Below are 15,659 nucleotides of genomic sequence, written 5' to 3' on the forward strand. Positions count from 1 at the left end.
GGAGCGGCTCATGCCGCACCTCCCGCCCGTGCCGGGACGCGCTCATGTACGACGCGTCCGTGTACTTCGGCGACGGCGGCCGTCATGCCCGCCGTGATCTGTTCAATGTCCGCTGCGGTGCTGATGTACGGGGGCATGGTGTAGACGAGGTTCCGGAACGGCCGGACCCAGACCCCGTGCCGGATGGCCGCGGCGGTGACCGCGGCTACGTCGACGGCGTCGTGCAGCTCGATGACTCCGACGGCGCCGATGGTGCGGACATCCCGGACCGCCTCAAGGTCCAGGGCGGGAGCGAGCCCTGTTTCGAGGCCGGCGCCGATCCGGGCGACGTCGGCCCGCCAGCCGCCGTCGCCGATGATGCCGAGGCTGGCGTTGGCAACCGCACATGCCAGCGGGTTGCCCATGAAGGTGGGGCCGTGCAGCAGCGCACCGGCCTGGCCGCGGGACACAGTCGACGCAATCTCCGCGGTGCAGACCATGGCGGCGAGGGTCAGGTAGCCGCCGGTCAGTGCCTTGCCCACGCACATGATGTCCGGCACGACGCCGGCATGATCGGCCGCGAACAGCTCGCCGGTGCGGCCAAAACCGGTGGCGATCTCATCGAAGATGAGCAGCAGGCCATGCCGGTCCGCCACGTGCCGCAGTACTGTCAGGCATTCGGCCGGGTACGCGTGCATGCCGCCGGCACCCTGCAGGACCGGTTCGACGATGATCGCGGCCAGCTCCCCGGAATGCGCCGCCGCGATGTCCCCGAGTTCGGACGCCCACGCACGCACGGTTTCCGGGGTCGCGGAGGCGGCTGCCGGGGGACGGGGCGCGAACACGTTGCCGGCCAGCAGGCCCGGGAACGCGGAGTGCATCCCGTCCACGGGATCACAGACACCCATCGCCGCGAACGTATCGCCGTGGTACCCGCCGTGGATGCTCAGGAACCGCTGCCTCAGCGGGTGCCCGGACGCGGTCTGGAACTGCACCGCCAGCTTCAGTGCAACCTCCACTGCGACCGAACCCGAGTCCGCAAGGAATACCCGCTCCAAGCCCGGCCGGCCGGGCGCGGACGGGGCCATGTCCACCAGCTGCTCGGCCAGTTCCACCGCCGGGGCGTGCGTGAGTCCGCCGAACATCACATGGCTGAAACTCTCCAGCTGCCGCCGCGCGGCGGCGTCCAGCACAGGGTTGCGGTAGCCGTGGATCACCGACCACCACGAGGACATCGCATCAACCACCTCGTGGCGTGCGCCGTCCTCGGCCCGAAGCCGCAGCCGCACGCCGTCGGCCGCCTCGACCTCCCACAGCGGAAGATCCGGGGACGCCGGCGCGTAGGGGTGCCAAAGCCTGGCGCGGTCCCGCTGGATCAGGCCCGGCGGTGTCTCGCCACTCATGGTGCGAGCATTCCGTGGCGGGAGCATTCGGCGGTCCAGCCCAACGGAGTCACCTGGACTTTCATGCGGCGCCGGCAGGCGGCGCAGTACCGCGGCGGCTCCATTGCGAGCCGTTCGCCGCAACGGTGGTGAACGTCCGACGCCGGGCCGGCGCCGACGTCGGACGGTTCACCGCAGTGCCCGCAGAACTCAGCCGTGGTTGCGGTTGCTGCATCGCCGGTGGTTGAGCCTGTCGAGCCTGGGGAGCGGTGGGGGATCATAGTGTCTTCTGGAGTTCCTTGATGGGCATGTTCAGCTCGACGAGCAGGTTCAGGTCGGCGTCTGCCGGGCGGCCCAGGGTGGTCAAGTAGTTGCCGACGATGACGGCGTTGATGCCGCCCATGAGGCCTGCCTTGGTTCCGAGGTCGCCGAGGGTCAGCTCCCGTCCGCCGGCGTAGCGCAGCACGGTGCGGGGCATCGCAAGGCGGAACGCGGCGATCGCGCGGAGGGCGTCCTTGCCGTCCATGATGCCCTGGTTTTCCAGCGGGGTTCCAGGGCGGGGGTTGAGGAAGTTCAGCGGGACTTCGTGGGGTTCGAGGGCCGCGAGCTGGGCGGCGAGTTCCGCGCGCTGCTCCAGGCTCTCGCCCATGCCGATCAGGGCGCCGCAGCACAGTTCCATGCCGGCGTCTTTAACCATGTTGCAGGTGTCCAGGCGCTCCTCGTAGCTGTGGGTGGTGACGACCTCCGGGAAGTAGCTGCGGGCAGTTTCGAGGTTGTGGTTGTAGCGGTGGACGCCCCAGCTGGCGAGCTGGTCCACCTGGCGCTGGGTGAGCATACCCAGGGAGCAGGCAATGTTGATGTCCACGGCTTCGTTGATCCGGTCGATCGCGAACTTGATCTGGTTCATCAGCTTGATGTCGGGGCCGCGGACGGCGGCGACGATGCAGAACTCGGTGGCTCCCGTTGCAGCGGTTTCCTTCGCGGCCTTGACGAGTTCGGGAATGTCGAGCCAGACGCCACGGACGGGGGAGTCGAAGAGGCCGGACTGGCTGCAGAAGTGGCAGTCCTCGGGGCAACCGCCCGTCTTGATCGAGATGATGCCTTCCACCTCCACGTCCTCACCGCAGTGCCGCAGCCGGACCTCGTGGGCCAGCTGCAGGGCGGCGGGCAGATCCCGGTCCGGTAGCCTGAGGATTTCCAGAAGCTGGCTTTCGGAGAGGCCGATGCCCTGCTCCAGAACCTGGTTCCGGGCGGTCTCGAGGATTGGGCCGGGGTTGGCCTGGAGCTCTGGCTGCATCGTCATCGATAGTCCTTTGGGGGTGCATAGCTGCGGATATTGCCTCGGAACAAACGCTAGTTCCCAGTTACAAGCGAGATTTTGTTGGGTTTCGACAAAGTGGTGAAGCTGAAATTAGAAGGACCAATACCCAAGCGACGGGACGCTGGACGGAATGTCTTGACTACCTGCAGCCGGGCAATGTGGTGATGGTGGCAGATCTGTCCAGGCTGGGCCGTAGCATCGCTGACCGGCTGACATCGTGACAGTGCTCCGCCAGCGGGGGGATAGTTCCGTTCCCTTGGTGTGGACGGCGACAGCGGAATCCATTCTCGAAAAAGTCGCGCGCGGACGAGTTGCACTCCAAGCCGTCAAGCAAAACTGAGACACACCACTAGAGCATCGCTCCGCCCCTGTGATGGTGTTCGGCGGCGCTGGAATTCAATGAAGGTCAGGAGGCCGCAGGCTCAGCAGCCAGGCTCGGGGGAGAGCGGATGCTGGCCAGGGATGTTTAGGGCAGACTGGTGGCGTGAGCGGAATCCGGTGGGTGCTGCATGTCGATCTCGACCAGTTCATCGCGGCGGTCGAAGTGCTCCGGCGGCCGGAGCTTGCGGGGAAGCCGATAATTGTCGGCGGTCGGGGGGACCCCACGGAACGAGCGGTGGTATCGACCGCATCCTACGAAGCCAGGGCGTTCGGTGTGGGTTCCGGGATGCCCTTACGCATTGCGGCCCGGAAAGTGCCCGACGCTGTGATCCTGCCCGTCGATCAGGAGGCTTACCTCGCGGCGTCTGAAACGGTGATGGCTACGCTGCGCGCGCAGCCCGGCGCCACCCTGCAGGTGCTGGGTTGGGATGAAGCCTTTATGGGCACTGAGACAGAGAATCCGGAAGCCTACGCCCGGCAGGTGCAGGCGGCTGTCCTGGAGCGAACGCAGCTGCATTGCAGCGTGGGCATCGGCGACACGTTGGTCCGAGCCAAGGTCGCCACCGGATTCGGCAAGCCGGCCGGCGTTTTCCGCCTCACTGCCGGGAACTGGCTCGACGTTATGGGCAGTCGGCCCACCAAGGACCTGTGGGGTGTCGGAATCAAGGTGTCGGGCCGGCTGGCCAAGCTCGGCATCAATACAGTGGCCGAGCTCGCCGCGTCCGACCCCCAGAACCTGGTTCCGGAGTTTGGCCCCAGGATGGGTCCTTGGTACGCGGAGCTCGGACGCGGGGACGGCGCCAGCGTTGTGGACGATACGCCGTGGGTTGCCCGCGGGCATAGCCGGGAGACCACCTTCCAGCGGGACCTGACCGAGCCCGCCCAGGTGGACGACGCCGTGAGGGAGCTGACAGCGCGTGTCCTTGAGGATGTTGTGGCTGAAGGACGGCCCGTGGTTGGGCTGACTCTGAAGGTTCGGTACGCGCCGTTCGTGACCAAGAACCACGGGAGGAAGATTCCCGAGACATTCGACCGGGAGGAAATTCTCGCGAGGGCTTTGGGCCTCGCAGCAGGAATCGAAGCGGGCCGTCCGATCCGACTCCTAGGCCTGCGGGCCGAAATGGCCATGCCCGACGATGCCCGAAAGGGACATACGCCTACGCGGGGCGGTTGGTGAGTGAGATGAAGTGTTCCGTCTGGGTTTTATTGGCCGCCGTCCTGTGGTTGTGCGGGTGCACCAGTCCAAGCGGTCCGGTCACGGGGCATTCCGGGGACGTTGCCGGTGTGGTCCTGACCGCCCCGGTCTGTCCCGTCGAACGTGTTGGTCAGGAGTGTCCACCGCGCCCAGTATCAGGGGCCGCGGTTGTGGCTTTGGACGGGGACGCCGTCCGGGGCTCAACACAAACCGATAGCACCGGTGCCTTCCATCTGACGCTGCCTGACGGACGTTATGTAATCAGGGCGACCAAAGTCGGCGGCTACGCTTCGACGGCTACCGAGCTTGTGGTCATCTCGGACAGGCCCGTTCACATCACGCTGGTTGTTGACAGCGGGATTCGCTAAGCCTGGTCCGCGCAGGGCCGGCAGATGTCGGCACCGAACCAAGCTATTCCGGCGGCATACGAATGGGGAAACCCCGCACCGTAAGGAGAACGATGACCGAGCCGGATCAAGGACGCGGCTGGTGGCCCGAAGAGTGCTGCCCGGCGGCGTAGAGCCGGACCCGCGGTTCACCCTGGCCAACGAGCGAACCTTCCTGGCTTGGGTCCGCACCGCCCTGGCCTTTCTCGCCGGCGGGCTGGCGCTGGAAGCCTTCGCGATTGAGGCATTCCCCGAACCCTTGCGCAAAGCGCTGGCCCTACTCCTGGTAGCTATCGGGATGCTGATCAGTGCCGGCGCCGGTCACTGCAGCTGTGGTGATCATCCTGATCGCACTGAACTAATGCCGGGAGCTCGAGCTGCTCCCACGCACCAGGACCCCGGGCTCCAACCCGAGCGCACGGTGCTCTGCTGGGGCCGGACCGCGATGGCTCTTTTTGCCGCCGCGCTGGTTTTCCTGCGCTGGCTGCCTCACTACCGTTTCTGGATTCTGATTCTCATCGCGGTGGCGGGCACCATCGCGGTCAGCTTTTACGCCACACAGCGCGGCCGCTATTCCGCGCGCGTCAGGGGCATCGCGGCGGAACAGTTTCACTCAGACGTGGCTGCCGTCTTCTGGTCCAGCGGCTCCGCTCTGCTGATGGGGATCCTGGGCCTGATCATCCTGTTCACGGGCTAGCGTCCAGCATCCGGGTTCTCGTCCCGCGCTCTCGGCCGACAACTCTGGTGAGATCCGCTCGGTGGCGGCTGCCGCCGTCGTCCGGCATTTCCACTGTGGCACTGACGCCGCCCACGGCGGCACGGCCGCGCCTACCTGGCGGAGACCAACACCGGCTGGCCGCGTGCACGCTGAGCCGCGATTCCCGCCTCGTCCGGTCTCCTAGGGGCTTTCCTTCTGCCGGGCCGACGTCTCCGATGGTCTGCGTTGATGCTGGCGGACTGCGAGCAGCGGAAACAGGAGCACCGATAGCATTCCCGCTCCAACGAGGGCGGAGGCGATTCCGCCTGAGATCAGCCCCTCGTCCCGGCCAATGCCTGTCACCGCCACGACAATCGGCAATCCTGTTGCACCAAACAGGATGATGGCCCGCTTGTCGGCATGGCTGGACTTTGGGGGAGCAGCGAGAAGCGACGGCAGACCTCGGATGATGAGCAGGAGGAGCAGGAACAGGGGGACCAGTGCGAGAGCTGCGGGGCTGGCGGTTAGCGCGCGTAGGTCGAAGTCTATGCCTGTGTCGATGAAGAAGAGCGGCACCAGGAATCCGAAAGCGATGGCGTCGATTTTCCCCTCAATGACTTTCCGGTCTTGCTCGGGAGCGCGCGCGATGGCGACTTTCCAGAGGACTCCGGCGGCGAATGCACCCAACAGCATGTCGAGTCCCAGGACCATGCTGAGTACAACGAGCACAGTGAGGATAAAGATGATGGACCGGAGGGCGAACTGGCCGCTGGTGTGGAGGGTCCTGGTGACCTGGGAATGGAGCAGTGAGTGCCGTGCGCGCGACGCGAGATAAATCGCCAGGCCGGTCAGGAGAACAAACCCGAGGGGTATAGCTGTTGCCGGGCCCAACTGCCAACGAAGAAGAGCATGGCCAGCCCGAAATCGGCGAGCGTATCCGTGAACTGGGCGGGTTGGATCCATCCCAACAGGCTGGGGCCGAGCATGATTCCGAGGACAATTTCGAAGACCACGATCGGCACCTTGACCACCCGATCAAGGAAACGGGCCGCAAGGGGCGCCGCGATAGCCAGCAAGGCGATCAGAACCATTGACGTCGACAAGCCATCCATCGGCGGTACCTCCGGTAGCTCGGCTGCTTCGAAGGAAAAGTAATCCAAAGCTACCGCCACTGTTGGGGATGGCGCCATAACAGCCACCTCCCACTGGGACACGATCAGGAAGTCGTACTGACGATCGCGGTGGGCGAAAGCGTTAGCCCGCGGGTCCACCCGGCTGGCCACCCCCATGAGATATAAACCGAGTGGCTTGCCGCGACTTCGGACACGGTTGAACCGGCTCGTCCCGCCATGGCATGTTGCGCGACCGGTGGGATCATCCGGTCAGCGGAGGCGATCAGGTACCAACCGGGCAAGGAACGCAAGGCAGGTTGGGTGATGGCTCCTTCGAGGGCATCGACGCCCCAAGGGACCTGCGAGTGAGATGGCGCGACCCTGACCAGCTGAGGACGAGGTTCGGCGGGACGTCAGGTTTCCCTGTTCCGCCGGGAGAACTGGCGGTGGAGTTTGTTCCTGGCGCCGTGTTCGACAAGGGTCGGGATGTAGGTCCGGATCCGGCCGGCATCCAGTGTTTCGTACTCCTCTGTGACGACCCGGACAACCAGCGGCCGGGGTGCGTCGGGATAGCGTGCGGCGAGGAGGTCGCTGACTTTGGCGATGGTGTCGTGCTTCTCCGTATCTTCCATCCAACTAGTTTGATGCCGAAGACTTGTGGCGTCTATCACATTTTGCTGGGATGGGGGAAGCGCTGAAGACCCGCTCGACGCGCGCACGTCCGGTTTCCGTTGCGGTGTCAGGATCCCGGGCGCCCGGGCCACTGCTTGCCGGCCCACGGGTCGTAGCCGGCGATGAGCTCCTCCTGTGGCGGACGCTCCGGTTCGGGGACGTGCTGCAGGTTCACCCGCACCCGGTACCAGAGCGAGCTTGATCCGCGCATTCCGTCGACGAGCACATCGGCGGGGTGCAGGGCCGGGACGAGGTCCACGTGCCGGGACTTCCACTCATCGAGTGCCGCGAGGGCCTCGGGCTTGGTCCTGGTGCGGGCAACCTCGATGAGCGGCATCAGCGACTGCCGGCGGCCGGAGCCGTCTCCGCTGCGCGACGGCTTCTCGGCGGGGCCGAGCTCGGCCGCCAGTGCCAGAAGTCCATCGAGTGTGCCCACCGCGTCATCGATGCCTGCGTGGGGGTCACCCACGTCGGCGAAGCGCCCGGGCACCGTGCGGACCGTGAACTGTTCGGGCCGGATGGAGCGGACCTCATCCCAGGTGAGCGGCGTCGAAACCCGGGCATCGGGCAACGGTCGGATCGAGTACGCCGATGCCACGGTGCGGTCCTTTGCGCTGGTTGAAGTCGACGAACACACTTTCGCCGCGCTCTTCCTTCCACCACCGCGCGGTAGCGAGGCCGGGAGCGCGGTTTTCGACCTCGCGGGCGAGGGTCTCGGCGGCGAGCCGCACCTCGCGGTACTGCCACTGCGGCGCGATCCGCACCAGGATATGCAGTCCGCGCGATCCGCTCGTCTTCGGCCACCCCACCAGCCCCACGTCGTCGAGCACCTCCCGCGCGACATATGCGACATCAACGATCTGGGACCAGCCGACCCCCGGCATCGGATCGAGGTCCACCCGGAGCTCGTCCGGGTGCTCAAGGTCCTCAGCGCGCACGGGATGCGGGTTAAGGTCCAGGCAGCCAAGATTCACCACCCACGCCAGGCCCGCAGCATCCCGGATGACGGCCTCCTCAGCCGACGTCCCCGACGCGTAGTGCAGCGTCGTTGTGTCGATGAAGTCGGGGTGGTTTTCGGGCACGCGCTTTTGGAAAAACGGCTCAGCGTAGATGCCCTTCGGGAAGCGCTTGAGCACCATGGGCCGGCCACCCGCACCGCGCAGCGCACCATCCGCGACGGCGAGGTAATAGCGCACCAGGTCGAGCTTAGTCAGCCCGGGCTCGGGGAAAACCACCTTGTCCGGACTCGAGATGCGCACCTCGGCGCCGCCAATGTCGAGGATCTCGGCCGGGGTCTTCGACGGGCTCATGCCGCCACGCTAGCAACGATTGGAGGCCCCAGCCAGACCTGCTGGAGGGAACAGCTGCACCACGAGGGATGGCCGGAGGGGAGCCCGACACTCCGTGCCTGCAGTTCAGAGCAGCAGGACTACGCCGACCGCCACCAGCCAGAGTGACCACACCACGTAGGTCACTGGCGTCAGCGTCGCGGCCAGCTTCCAGCCATGCGGTTCGAACGATCCCACGAATTCCAGCGAGCACAGTGCCAGCACTGCGCCGACGACGATCCCCATAATCCCGAGCAAGGCCGGAACGGCGGTGCTCTGGATCATGGCCACGCCGGCGAGCACCCTGGGCAGCCTCAGTCTCTGCCGGTCGCTGCTGACCGCTGGCCTCGTGGACAGGTTCCGATTGGTCGTCTTCCCGGTGATTACAGGCAGCACCGGCAAGGAACGGATCTACGACGGCTATCCGGACATCTCGCTCGAGATGGTAAATAGAAGGACCTTCGACGGTCGGCTCCAGCTGCTCGAGTACATCCCCACCGTCCTCAGCGGCCCGCCGGGCAGCGGTCCCACCTGAGCCAATCCGTGGAGTTCCCGCGTCAGTAGCTGGCGGGGGTTTCGCCGTCGGAGGCCTTAGTGAAAGCGGCGGCCAGCGCCTCGGAGCCGCGGGCGAGGATAGCGACGTCGGCGCCCACCAGGACAAAGGCGGCGCCGGCCGCCAGGTAGCTGCGGGCAGTATCGGGGTTGAACGCGTTCACCCCGGCAGGTTTCCCGGCCGCTTTTGCGGCGGCAAGGCAGTGTTCGACGGCGGCGCGCACCTTGGGGTGTTCCTGGTGTCCCAGCACGCCCATCGAAGCCGCGAGGTCGGACGGTCCCAGGAAGATGCCGTCCACGCCGTCCACGGCCAGGATATCCTCGACGGCTTCGACGGCCGCTGTCGATTCGATCTGGACGGTGACGCTGACGGTCTCTGACGCCCGGGTGAGGTAGTCCGGGACACGGTTCCAGCGCGAGGCCCGGGCGAGGGCGGATCCCACGCCGCGGACGCCGTGCGGCGGGTAGCGGGTGGCGGCCACCGCTGCTTCCGCCTCCTGCACCGAGTTCACCATGGGAATCAGCAGGTTCTGCACTCCCAGATCCAGGTACTGCTTGATCAGCACGGTGTCGTTGACCGGGGGCCGGACCAGGACCTGGACCGGGTAGCCGTTGACGGCCTGGAGCTGGGCGAGGATGGATTCGAGGCCGTTGGGGCTGTGTTCGGCGTCGATGAGGAGCCAGTCCAGGCCGGATCCGGCGCAGAGTTCTGCGATCAGCGGGCTGCCGGAGCAGACCCACATTCCTGCCAGGGGGCGGTCCGCCGCGGCGAGGGCGTCGCGGAAGGTGTTCGCGTAGACAGGATTTCCGGGTTCTACTCGAAGCGGCATGTGATGGCTCCCAAGGGTCCGTAGTCGGCGTGGACGGTGTCGCCTTTGTACACCCACAGCGGGCGGGTGAAGGAGCCGGCGAGGATGATGTCCCCGGCTTTCATTCCGTCGCCGTGGGCGGCGATCTTGTTGGCGAGCCAGTGCACGCCGTTGGCGGGGTGGTCCAGGACGCCGGCGGCAACACCGGTTTCCTCCACGGTCTGGTTTTTGTAGAGGATGGCCGAGACCCAGCGGAGGTCCACGGCGTCGGGTTTTACGGGGTTGCCGCCGATCACCATGGCGCCCATCGCGGCGTTGTCTGCGATGGTGTCCACGATGGTCCGGCCCTCCATTTCGATCCGGGAGTCCAGGATTTCCAGTGCCGGAACCACGTAGTCCGTGGCGTCCAGGACGTCGAAGATGGTGCAGCCGGGTCCGGACAGGTCCTTCTTCAGCACAAATGCCAGTTCAACTTCCACCCGGGGATGGGTGTACTGGTCCCACTCCACCGAGCAGCCGGTTCCGAGCACCATGTCATCGAAGATGGCGCCGTAGTCCGGCTCGGTGATGCCGGTGGCGGACTGCATGGCCTTGGAGGTGAGGCCGATCTTGCGGCCCACCAGCTTGCGGCCGGCGTCCTCGTTGCGCCGCCGCCACAGCTGCTGCACGGCATAGGAGTCCTCCACCGTCATCTCCGGGTAGCGGGCGGTGAGGCGGGGGACCGGGGTGCGGGTCCGGGCGGCCGCCAGGAGTTCGTCGGCGATGGCCTCAATCGTCTTCGCGTCCAGCATGGCTACAGCTGCGCCCCCAGCTTGAAGCCTGTCCGGTCCCCTTCGGGGGCCCCGTCTTTGCGGGTGTAGGAGAAGCCGTCGGCACCCACGGTGACCGCCATTTCGCTCTTTTCCTCACGCACGACGACGGGCTGCGGCTTACCGTCGAGGTCCAGGACCAGGGAGGCCTCGGTGTACCAGGACGGGACCACGGGGTTGCCCCACCAGTCGCGGCGCTGGTTGTCGTGGACGTCCCAGGTGACGACGGGGTTGTCGGGGTCGCCGGTGTAGTAGTCCTGGGTGTAGATCTCGATGCGGTGTCCGTCGGGATCCAGGATGTAGAGGTAGAAGGCGTTGGACACGCCGTGCCGGCCGGGGCCGCGTTCGATCCGGTCGCTGATGCGCAGGGCGCCCATCTTGTCGCAGATCTGGATGATGTTGTGCTTTTCGTGGGTGGCGAACGCGATGTGGTGCATGCGCGGGCCGTTGCCGCCGGTCAGGGCGGTGTCGTGCACGGTCTGCTTGCGGTGCATCCAGACCGCGTACGTGACGCCGTCGGAGTCCTGGATGTCCTCGGAGACGCGGAAGCCGAGGTCCTCAAGGTACTTGCGGCCGCGGGGCACGTCGGGGGTGACCTGGTTGAAGTGGTCCAGGCGGACCAGTTCGCCGGCGGAGTAGAGGTCGTAGCGCTGGGTGAGGCGTTCGACGTGTTCCACGTCGTAGAAGAACTCGTAGGGGAATCCCAGCGGGTCCTCCACGCGGACAGAGTCACCCACACCTTTCGTGAAGCCCTCCTTGCGGCGTTCGGTGCGGCAGCCCAGTTCCTGGTAATAGGCCTCTGCGGCGTCCACTTCGTCGGGGGACTTCACCCGGTAGGCAAAAGCGGCGACGGCGGCGATGGGTCCCTTGCGGAGCACGAGGTTGTGGTGGATGAACTCCTCCAGGGAGCGCAGGTAGATGTTGTTCTCATCTTCCTCGGTCACGTGCAGGCCCAGGACGTCCACGTAGAACGCGCGGGACCTGGCAAGGTCGGTGACCACGATCTCCATGTAGGCGCAGCGGACGATGTCCGGAGCCGGGACGGTGGGGGTGCGGACAAAGTCGGTCATGGGATTCTCTCTTCTTTGAAAGGGCTTGGCGGCTCAGGCGCCGAATTTGGGTGTGTGAACGGTGCCGAGGCTGATGTGCACGGCCTGCTGATCGGTGTAGAAATCGATGGAGCGGTAGCCGCCCTCGTGGCCCAGGCCCGAGGCTTTAACGCCGCCGAACGGGGTGCGGAGGTCGCGGACGTTGTGGCTGTTCAGCCAGACCATGCCGGCCTCGACGTTCTGCGAGAAGTTGTGGGCGCGGGTCAGGTTCTGGGTCCAGATGTAGGCCGCGAGACCGTAGCGGGTGTTGTTCGCCAGGGCGAGTGCTTCGTCGTCGTTCTCGAACGGGGTGATCGCGACGACGGGACCGAAGATTTCCTCCTGGAAGATCCGCGCGTCGGGGGCGACGTCGGCGAACACGGTGGGTGCGATGTAGTTGCCTTCGGGGAGGTGGTCGGGGCGGCCGCCTCCGGCGAGGAGCCGGCCTTCGGTCTTGCCGATCTCCACGTAGGAGGCCACCTTCGCATAGTGCTCCGGGTGGACCAGGGCACCCACTTCGGTCTTGGGATCGTGCGGGTCCCCGACCACAATGTTTTTGGCGCGGGCGGCGTACTTTTCGCAGAACTCGTCGTAGATGGCGCGTTCCACGAGGATGCGGGAACCGGCGGTGCAGCGTTCGCCGTTGAGGGAGAAGACCCCGAACAGGGCGGAATCGATCGCGGCATCCAGGTCGGCGTCGGCAAACACCACACAGGGGGATTTGCCGCCGAGTTCCATCGAGAGGCCCTTGAGGTTGGCGGCGGCGTTCCGGAAGATCGTCTGGCCCGTGGTGGTCTCGCCGGTGAACGAGATCAGCGGGACGTCCGGGTGCTTGACGAGGGCGTCGCCGGCTTCCTCGCCGAGGCCGTTGACCAGGTTGAACACACCGTCCGGGAGCCCGGCGTCCTTGAAGATCTGCGCCCAGAGCGACGCGGACAGGGGCGTGAACTCGGCGGGTTTGAGGACCACTGTGTTCCCGGTGGCCAGCGCGGGGGCGAGTTTCCAGGACTCCAGCATGAACGGCGTGTTCCACGGGGTGATGAGGCCGGCGACGCCGATCGGCTTGCGGTTCACGTAGTTGATCTGGGCACCGGGGACCTTCATGGCGTCGTCAAACTGGGCCACGATCAGGTCCGCGAAGAACCGGAAGTTCTCGGCCGCGCGCAGCGCCTGGCCCTTGGCCTGGGTGATCGGCAGGCCGGTGTCGAACGTTTCGAGTTCGGCGAGGCGCTCCTCCTGGGCCTCGACGGCGTCCGCGATTTTGTTCAGGAGCCGGGCGCGTTCGCGCGGCTTCATCTTCGGCCAGGGCCCGGTGGTGAATGCTTCGCGGGCGGCGGCGACGGCGAGGTCGATGTCCTCCTTCTGGCCGGCCGCAGCGGTGGCGTAGTTCTGGTTGGAGACCGGGTCCAGGACGTCGAAGGTCTTCCCGCCCACGGAGTCAACGAACTGGCCATTGATGTAGTGCTGGATGTGTGTGGGGAGGTCCTGCGGCACGTAGTGTTTCGTGGACTGTTCGGCGGTGAACGTCATTGTTGTTTTCCTTTGCTTCTAATGCAACGCGGGGTCACTTCTTGCCCATGCGGGGCCGTTTATCGGGCGTTTAGTGACCCCGCGTTGCTTTGGGCGAGGTACGCGTCCAAGGTGGCGGAGCGGTGCCGGCGGGCGGACTTCTCAATCTCTTCCGCGCCGGCTCCGCCCTCGATGAGCCGGAGCAGCGCCTCGTGCTCGTCCACCGATTCGTGGGCACGGCCCGGAACGAACCGGAACGTCGAAGACCGGAGCGAGGCGAGCCGGTTCCAGCCCCGGTGGACCAGGTCCAGGATGTGCGGGTTGGGGCACTGCTCAAAGAGGATGCTGTGGAAGTCCTGGTTCAGCGCCGTGAAGCGGACGGGGTCGAAATGCTGGAGGCATTCGCGCATGTCCTCGTTCACCGCCCGGGCACGTGCAATATCCGCCGGGCCAATCAGCGGCGCCGACAACGCGGTGGCTGCGCCCTCGACGATGCTCAGGGTCTGCATCGTGTAGAGGTACTCGGTGGGGTCGATCCCGGATACCCTAGCGCCGACGTTCCGCTCAAATGTCACCAGACCTTCGGCCTCGAGGCGGCGGATCGCTTCACGGACCGGGACCACGCTGACTCCCAGATCCTTGGCGATGGCGGCCAGGACCAGCCGGTAGCCGGGGGAGTAGGTACCGTCCACGATCCGTGCCTTGACGGCCGCGTAGGCCTGCTCTGATTTGCTGCCTGTCGCCATCAACGTCTCAGTCATTGGGCTTTGCCTGCTTCCCATGCCTCGTACTTCATCCGCCAGGTGGCGTTCAGCGGGTAGAGGCCGTCCACGCTGTGGCCCTGTGCCACCATTTCCGCGATGAAGGTTTCCTCGCGCTCTTGGATGATGGACTCGTCCGCGAGCTCATCGGCGAGGGCCGGCGGGATCACCAGGATGCCGTCGGCGTCGGCCACGATGATGTCCCCGGGCTGCACGGTGGTGCCGCCGCAGGCGATGGTGATGTCCGTGTCCCACGGGATGTGCCGGCGCCCCAGGACGGCGGGGTGCGGGTTGGCGTAGTAGGTGGGCATGTCCATCGCGGCCACCGCGGCGAAGTCCCGGACCCCGCCGTCGGTGATGATCGCCGCAGCACCCCGGACCTGGGCCCGCAGTGCCAGGATGTCACCGATCGTGCCGGTGCCCTTTTCCCCTCGGGCTTCCATCACCAGAATTTCACCCTCGTTGACGGAGTCGATGGCCTGCTTCTGGGCGTTGAAACCGCCGCCATGTGACTTGAACAGGTCCTCGCGATTGGGCACATACCGCAGGGTCCGGGCCAGGCCCACGATCCGCTTCTCCGGGCGGGTGGAGGTGAGTCCGTCGATGCTGACATTGTTCAGGCCGCGCTTGCGCAGCTGCGAGGACAGGGTGGCGGTGCAGACGCTTTCCAGCTTCGCTTTCAGCTCAGGGGTCAGAACATGCCCGACGGCGGCAGCCTCCACGGGTGCAAGGCCCGCCGCTGCCCGCGAACCGTACGCCTCCTCCCGCTGCCCGTCATCTGCCTTGGGCTGCGCACCAAAGTCAGCGAACGCCGTCGTGCCTTCCTCCACCCGGGTGACCAGACGCCCCGTGGAGAGACTGGTGGATGCGCTGGCTTCAACGGTGCTGACTTCAACCTCGACGACGTCGCCCGGCTTGGCCACCGAGGCGCCGGCGGGGGTGCCGGTCAGGATGATGTCGCCCTCCTCTAGCGTCGACAGCTGGGACAGGTCGGCGACGAGGCGGGCGAATGGAAAAAGCAGGTCCGCGGTCGTGTCGTCCTGGACGAGGTCGCCGTTGTGCCAGGTACGGATGCGGAGACCGGCGGGGTCCACGGCGTCCGCGGGGATCAACTCGGGGCCGATCGGCGTGAAGCCGTCGCCGCCCTTGGACCGGAGGTTGGAGCCCTTGTCCGCGTAGCGGAGATCGTAGACGCCGAGGTCGTTGCTGGCGGTCACCCACTCGACATGGCTCCAGGCGTCCTCCACGCCGACCCGGCGGGCGGGCTTGCCGATGATCAGGGCGACCTCGCCCTCGAAGCCGAGGAGTTCGCAGCCGGACGGACGCTCTACAGCGGAAGGGGCTTCTGCCGAACCGAACGTTAGGGAGGACGGCGGCTTCAGGAAGTAGGAGGGCTGCTCCGGCGTGCGGCCACGCTGGGCTGCCCGGCTGGGGTAATTGATGTGCACCGCGATGACCTTGCGGGCCGCGGCCAGGGTATGGTCGGTGACCTGTTCCAAGAATTACTCCTCATCGAGTATGAAATCGTATACGAAGCAATATTCCATATAACTCGTACTGCGTCAATGCGTGTGTCCGAGCAAAGGCTTTGCCGGTCGGCGTTTACCGTGCGGGCTTGGAGAGTGTCCCCGAGCACGTTTCCGGCGTCAGTCCTTCGTCCGTGGAAACGTGGGGTTGC

General features: G+C 66.1%; 16 protein-coding genes and 3 pseudogenes. 5 read left to right on the plus strand and 14 right to left on the minus strand.

What is annotated here, in order from left to right; genetic code table 11:
- Nucleotides 1–8: 8 nt before the first annotated feature.
- The 3 genes from NG697_RS05130 to bioB are packed head-to-tail and all read right to left on the minus strand — an operon-like array spanning nucleotide 9 to nucleotide 2,664.
- Nucleotides 9–1,382 carry an adenosylmethionine--8-amino-7-oxononanoate transaminase gene (locus NG697_RS05130; protein WP_252611985.1) on the minus strand — a complete coding sequence of 458 codons (1,374 nt, stop codon included), beginning with the start codon at nucleotides 1,380–1,382 and terminating at the stop codon, nucleotides 9–11.
- On the minus strand, nucleotides 1,379–1,642 hold the full coding sequence (bsaP, locus tag NG697_RS21495; RefSeq protein ID WP_445260443.1) for a biotin synthase auxiliary protein BsaP: 264 nt from the start codon (nucleotides 1,640–1,642) through the stop codon (nucleotides 1,379–1,381). Before bsaP ends, NG697_RS05130 begins: the two co-directional genes overlap by 4 nt.
- Complete coding sequence (gene bioB / locus NG697_RS05135; protein WP_252598705.1) at nucleotides 1,639–2,664, minus strand: biotin synthase BioB; 1,026 nt, start codon at nucleotides 2,662–2,664, stop codon at nucleotides 1,639–1,641. The genes bsaP and bioB overlap by 4 nt, the downstream gene beginning before the upstream one ends.
- 502 nt (nucleotides 2,665–3,166) lie before the next feature.
- Between bioB and NG697_RS05140 the strand changes: the two genes are divergently transcribed.
- From NG697_RS05140 to NG697_RS05150, 4 genes and pseudogenes are all read left to right on the plus strand, one after another.
- The gene (locus NG697_RS05140) at nucleotides 3,167–4,240 is read left to right on the plus strand and encodes a DNA polymerase IV (RefSeq protein ID WP_445260444.1); all 1,074 of its coding nucleotides are present in this window, start codon (nucleotides 3,167–3,169) and stop codon (nucleotides 4,238–4,240) included.
- Between the two features lie 5 nt (nucleotides 4,241–4,245).
- Nucleotides 4,246–4,626: a carboxypeptidase-like regulatory domain-containing protein gene (locus NG697_RS21325; protein ID WP_374209893.1), complete on the plus strand. Its 381-nt coding sequence runs from the start codon at nucleotides 4,246–4,248 to the stop codon at nucleotides 4,624–4,626.
- Nucleotides 4,627–4,744: 118 nt separating this feature from the next.
- Nucleotides 4,745–4,963, plus strand: a pseudogene (locus tag NG697_RS05145) (YidH family protein); the annotation flags it as partial.
- Complete coding sequence (locus NG697_RS05150; RefSeq protein WP_374209900.1) at nucleotides 4,943–5,341, plus strand: DUF202 domain-containing protein; 399 nt, start codon at nucleotides 4,943–4,945, stop codon at nucleotides 5,339–5,341. The pseudogene NG697_RS05145 and the gene NG697_RS05150, both read left to right, overlap by 21 nt.
- 201 nt (nucleotides 5,342–5,542) lie before the next feature.
- Here NG697_RS05150 and NG697_RS05155 read toward each other — a convergent pair whose 3' ends face one another.
- The 5 genes and pseudogenes from NG697_RS05155 to NG697_RS05175 form a co-directional block, all read right to left on the minus strand.
- Nucleotides 5,543–6,232, minus strand: coding sequence for a cation:proton antiporter domain-containing protein (locus tag NG697_RS05155; protein WP_252613726.1), 690 nt, complete (start codon nucleotides 6,230–6,232; stop codon nucleotides 5,543–5,545).
- Nucleotides 6,190–6,531 carry a cation:proton antiporter domain-containing protein gene (locus NG697_RS05160; protein WP_252613727.1) on the minus strand — a complete coding sequence of 114 codons (342 nt, stop codon included), beginning with the start codon at nucleotides 6,529–6,531 and terminating at the stop codon, nucleotides 6,190–6,192. The genes NG697_RS05155 and NG697_RS05160 overlap by 43 nt, the downstream gene beginning before the upstream one ends.
- Before the next feature lie 335 nt (nucleotides 6,532–6,866).
- Nucleotides 6,867–7,085: a three-helix bundle dimerization domain-containing protein gene (locus tag NG697_RS05165; RefSeq protein WP_252598706.1), complete on the minus strand. Its 219-nt coding sequence runs from the start codon at nucleotides 7,083–7,085 to the stop codon at nucleotides 6,867–6,869.
- 107 nt (nucleotides 7,086–7,192) lie between these two features.
- Nucleotides 7,193–8,435 (minus strand): annotated as a pseudogene (gene ligD / locus NG697_RS05170) (non-homologous end-joining DNA ligase).
- Between the two features lie 105 nt (nucleotides 8,436–8,540).
- Nucleotides 8,541–8,738 (minus strand): hypothetical protein, encoded by a 198-nt coding sequence (locus tag NG697_RS05175; protein ID WP_252607904.1) that lies wholly within the window; start codon nucleotides 8,736–8,738, stop codon nucleotides 8,541–8,543.
- Nucleotides 8,739–8,745: 7 nt separating this feature from the next.
- Here NG697_RS05175 and NG697_RS05180 point away from each other — a divergent pair.
- Nucleotides 8,746–8,988: pseudogene (locus NG697_RS05180) on the plus strand (dihydrofolate reductase family protein); the annotation flags it as partial.
- A gap of 22 nt (nucleotides 8,989–9,010) precedes the next feature.
- Here the strand turns inward: NG697_RS05180 and NG697_RS05185 are convergent.
- Genes NG697_RS05185 through NG697_RS05210 form a run of 6 tightly spaced genes read right to left on the minus strand, consistent with a single transcriptional unit; the run spans nucleotide 9,011 to nucleotide 15,480 of the window.
- Nucleotides 9,011–9,835: an aldolase/citrate lyase family protein gene (locus tag NG697_RS05185; RefSeq protein WP_252598711.1), complete on the minus strand. Its 825-nt coding sequence runs from the start codon at nucleotides 9,833–9,835 to the stop codon at nucleotides 9,011–9,013.
- Nucleotides 9,820–10,605 (minus strand): 2-oxo-hept-4-ene-1,7-dioate hydratase, encoded by a 786-nt coding sequence (gene hpaH, locus NG697_RS05190; RefSeq protein WP_252598712.1) that lies wholly within the window; start codon nucleotides 10,603–10,605, stop codon nucleotides 9,820–9,822. The genes NG697_RS05185 and hpaH overlap by 16 nt, the downstream gene beginning before the upstream one ends.
- Nucleotides 10,606–10,607: 2 nt before the next feature.
- Entirely contained in the window at nucleotides 10,608–11,693 is a 1,086-nt protein-coding gene (gene hpaD, locus NG697_RS05195; protein ID WP_252598713.1) for a 3,4-dihydroxyphenylacetate 2,3-dioxygenase, read from the minus strand.
- A 33-nt stretch (nucleotides 11,694–11,726) separates the two neighbouring features.
- Nucleotides 11,727–13,241, minus strand: a complete 1,515-nt coding sequence (gene hpaE / locus NG697_RS05200; protein ID WP_252613728.1) for a 5-carboxymethyl-2-hydroxymuconate semialdehyde dehydrogenase — start codon at nucleotides 13,239–13,241, stop codon at nucleotides 11,727–11,729.
- Nucleotides 13,242–13,300: 59 nt separating this feature from the next.
- Entirely contained in the window at nucleotides 13,301–13,981 is a 681-nt protein-coding gene (locus tag NG697_RS05205) for a GntR family transcriptional regulator (RefSeq protein ID WP_252607906.1), read from the minus strand.
- Nucleotides 13,978–15,480, minus strand: a complete 1,503-nt coding sequence (locus NG697_RS05210) for a fumarylacetoacetate hydrolase family protein (protein WP_252607907.1) — start codon at nucleotides 15,478–15,480, stop codon at nucleotides 13,978–13,980. Before NG697_RS05210 ends, NG697_RS05205 begins: the two co-directional genes overlap by 4 nt.
- Between the last annotated feature and the right edge of the window lie 179 nt (nucleotides 15,481–15,659).

It is taken from the genome of Pseudarthrobacter raffinosi, from assembly GCF_023913835.1.
Classification (GTDB): Bacteria; Actinomycetota; Actinomycetes; order Actinomycetales; family Micrococcaceae; genus Arthrobacter; species Arthrobacter raffinosi.

Excerpts from the sequence above, each read along its gene's own strand:
- NG697_RS05160 (WP_252613727.1), bottom strand. The coding sequence starts at position 6,531 with ATGGCGCCATCCCCAACAGTGGCGGTAGCTTTGGATTACTTTTCCTTC.
- NG697_RS21325 (WP_374209893.1), top strand. The coding sequence starts at position 4,246 with ATGAAGTGTTCCGTCTGGGTTTTATTGGCCGCCGTCCTGTGGTTGTGC.
- NG697_RS05130 (WP_252611985.1), bottom strand. The coding sequence starts at position 1,382 with ATGAGTGGCGAGACACCGCCGGGCCTGATCCAGCGGGACCGCGCCAGG.
- bsaP (WP_445260443.1), bottom strand. The coding sequence starts at position 1,642 with ATGATCCCCCACCGCTCCCCAGGCTCGACAGGCTCAACCACCGGCGAT.
- hpaE (WP_252613728.1), bottom strand. The coding sequence starts at position 13,241 with ATGACGTTCACCGCCGAACAGTCCACGAAACACTACGTGCCGCAGGAC.
- NG697_RS05185 (WP_252598711.1), bottom strand. The coding sequence starts at position 9,835 with ATGCCGCTTCGAGTAGAACCCGGAAATCCTGTCTACGCGAACACCTTC.
- NG697_RS05165 (WP_252598706.1), bottom strand. The coding sequence starts at position 7,085 with ATGGAAGATACGGAGAAGCACGACACCATCGCCAAAGTCAGCGACCTC.
- NG697_RS05175 (WP_252607904.1), bottom strand. The coding sequence starts at position 8,738 with ATGATCCAGAGCACCGCCGTTCCGGCCTTGCTCGGGATTATGGGGATC.
- bioB (WP_252598705.1), bottom strand. The coding sequence starts at position 2,664 with ATGACGATGCAGCCAGAGCTCCAGGCCAACCCCGGCCCAATCCTCGAG.
- NG697_RS05205 (WP_252607906.1), bottom strand. The coding sequence starts at position 13,981 with ATGACTGAGACGTTGATGGCGACAGGCAGCAAATCAGAGCAGGCCTAC.
- NG697_RS05150 (WP_374209900.1), top strand. The coding sequence starts at position 4,943 with ATGCTGATCAGTGCCGGCGCCGGTCACTGCAGCTGTGGTGATCATCCT.
- hpaH (WP_252598712.1), bottom strand. The coding sequence starts at position 10,605 with ATGCTGGACGCGAAGACGATTGAGGCCATCGCCGACGAACTCCTGGCG.
- hpaD (WP_252598713.1), bottom strand. The coding sequence starts at position 11,693 with ATGACCGACTTTGTCCGCACCCCCACCGTCCCGGCTCCGGACATCGTC.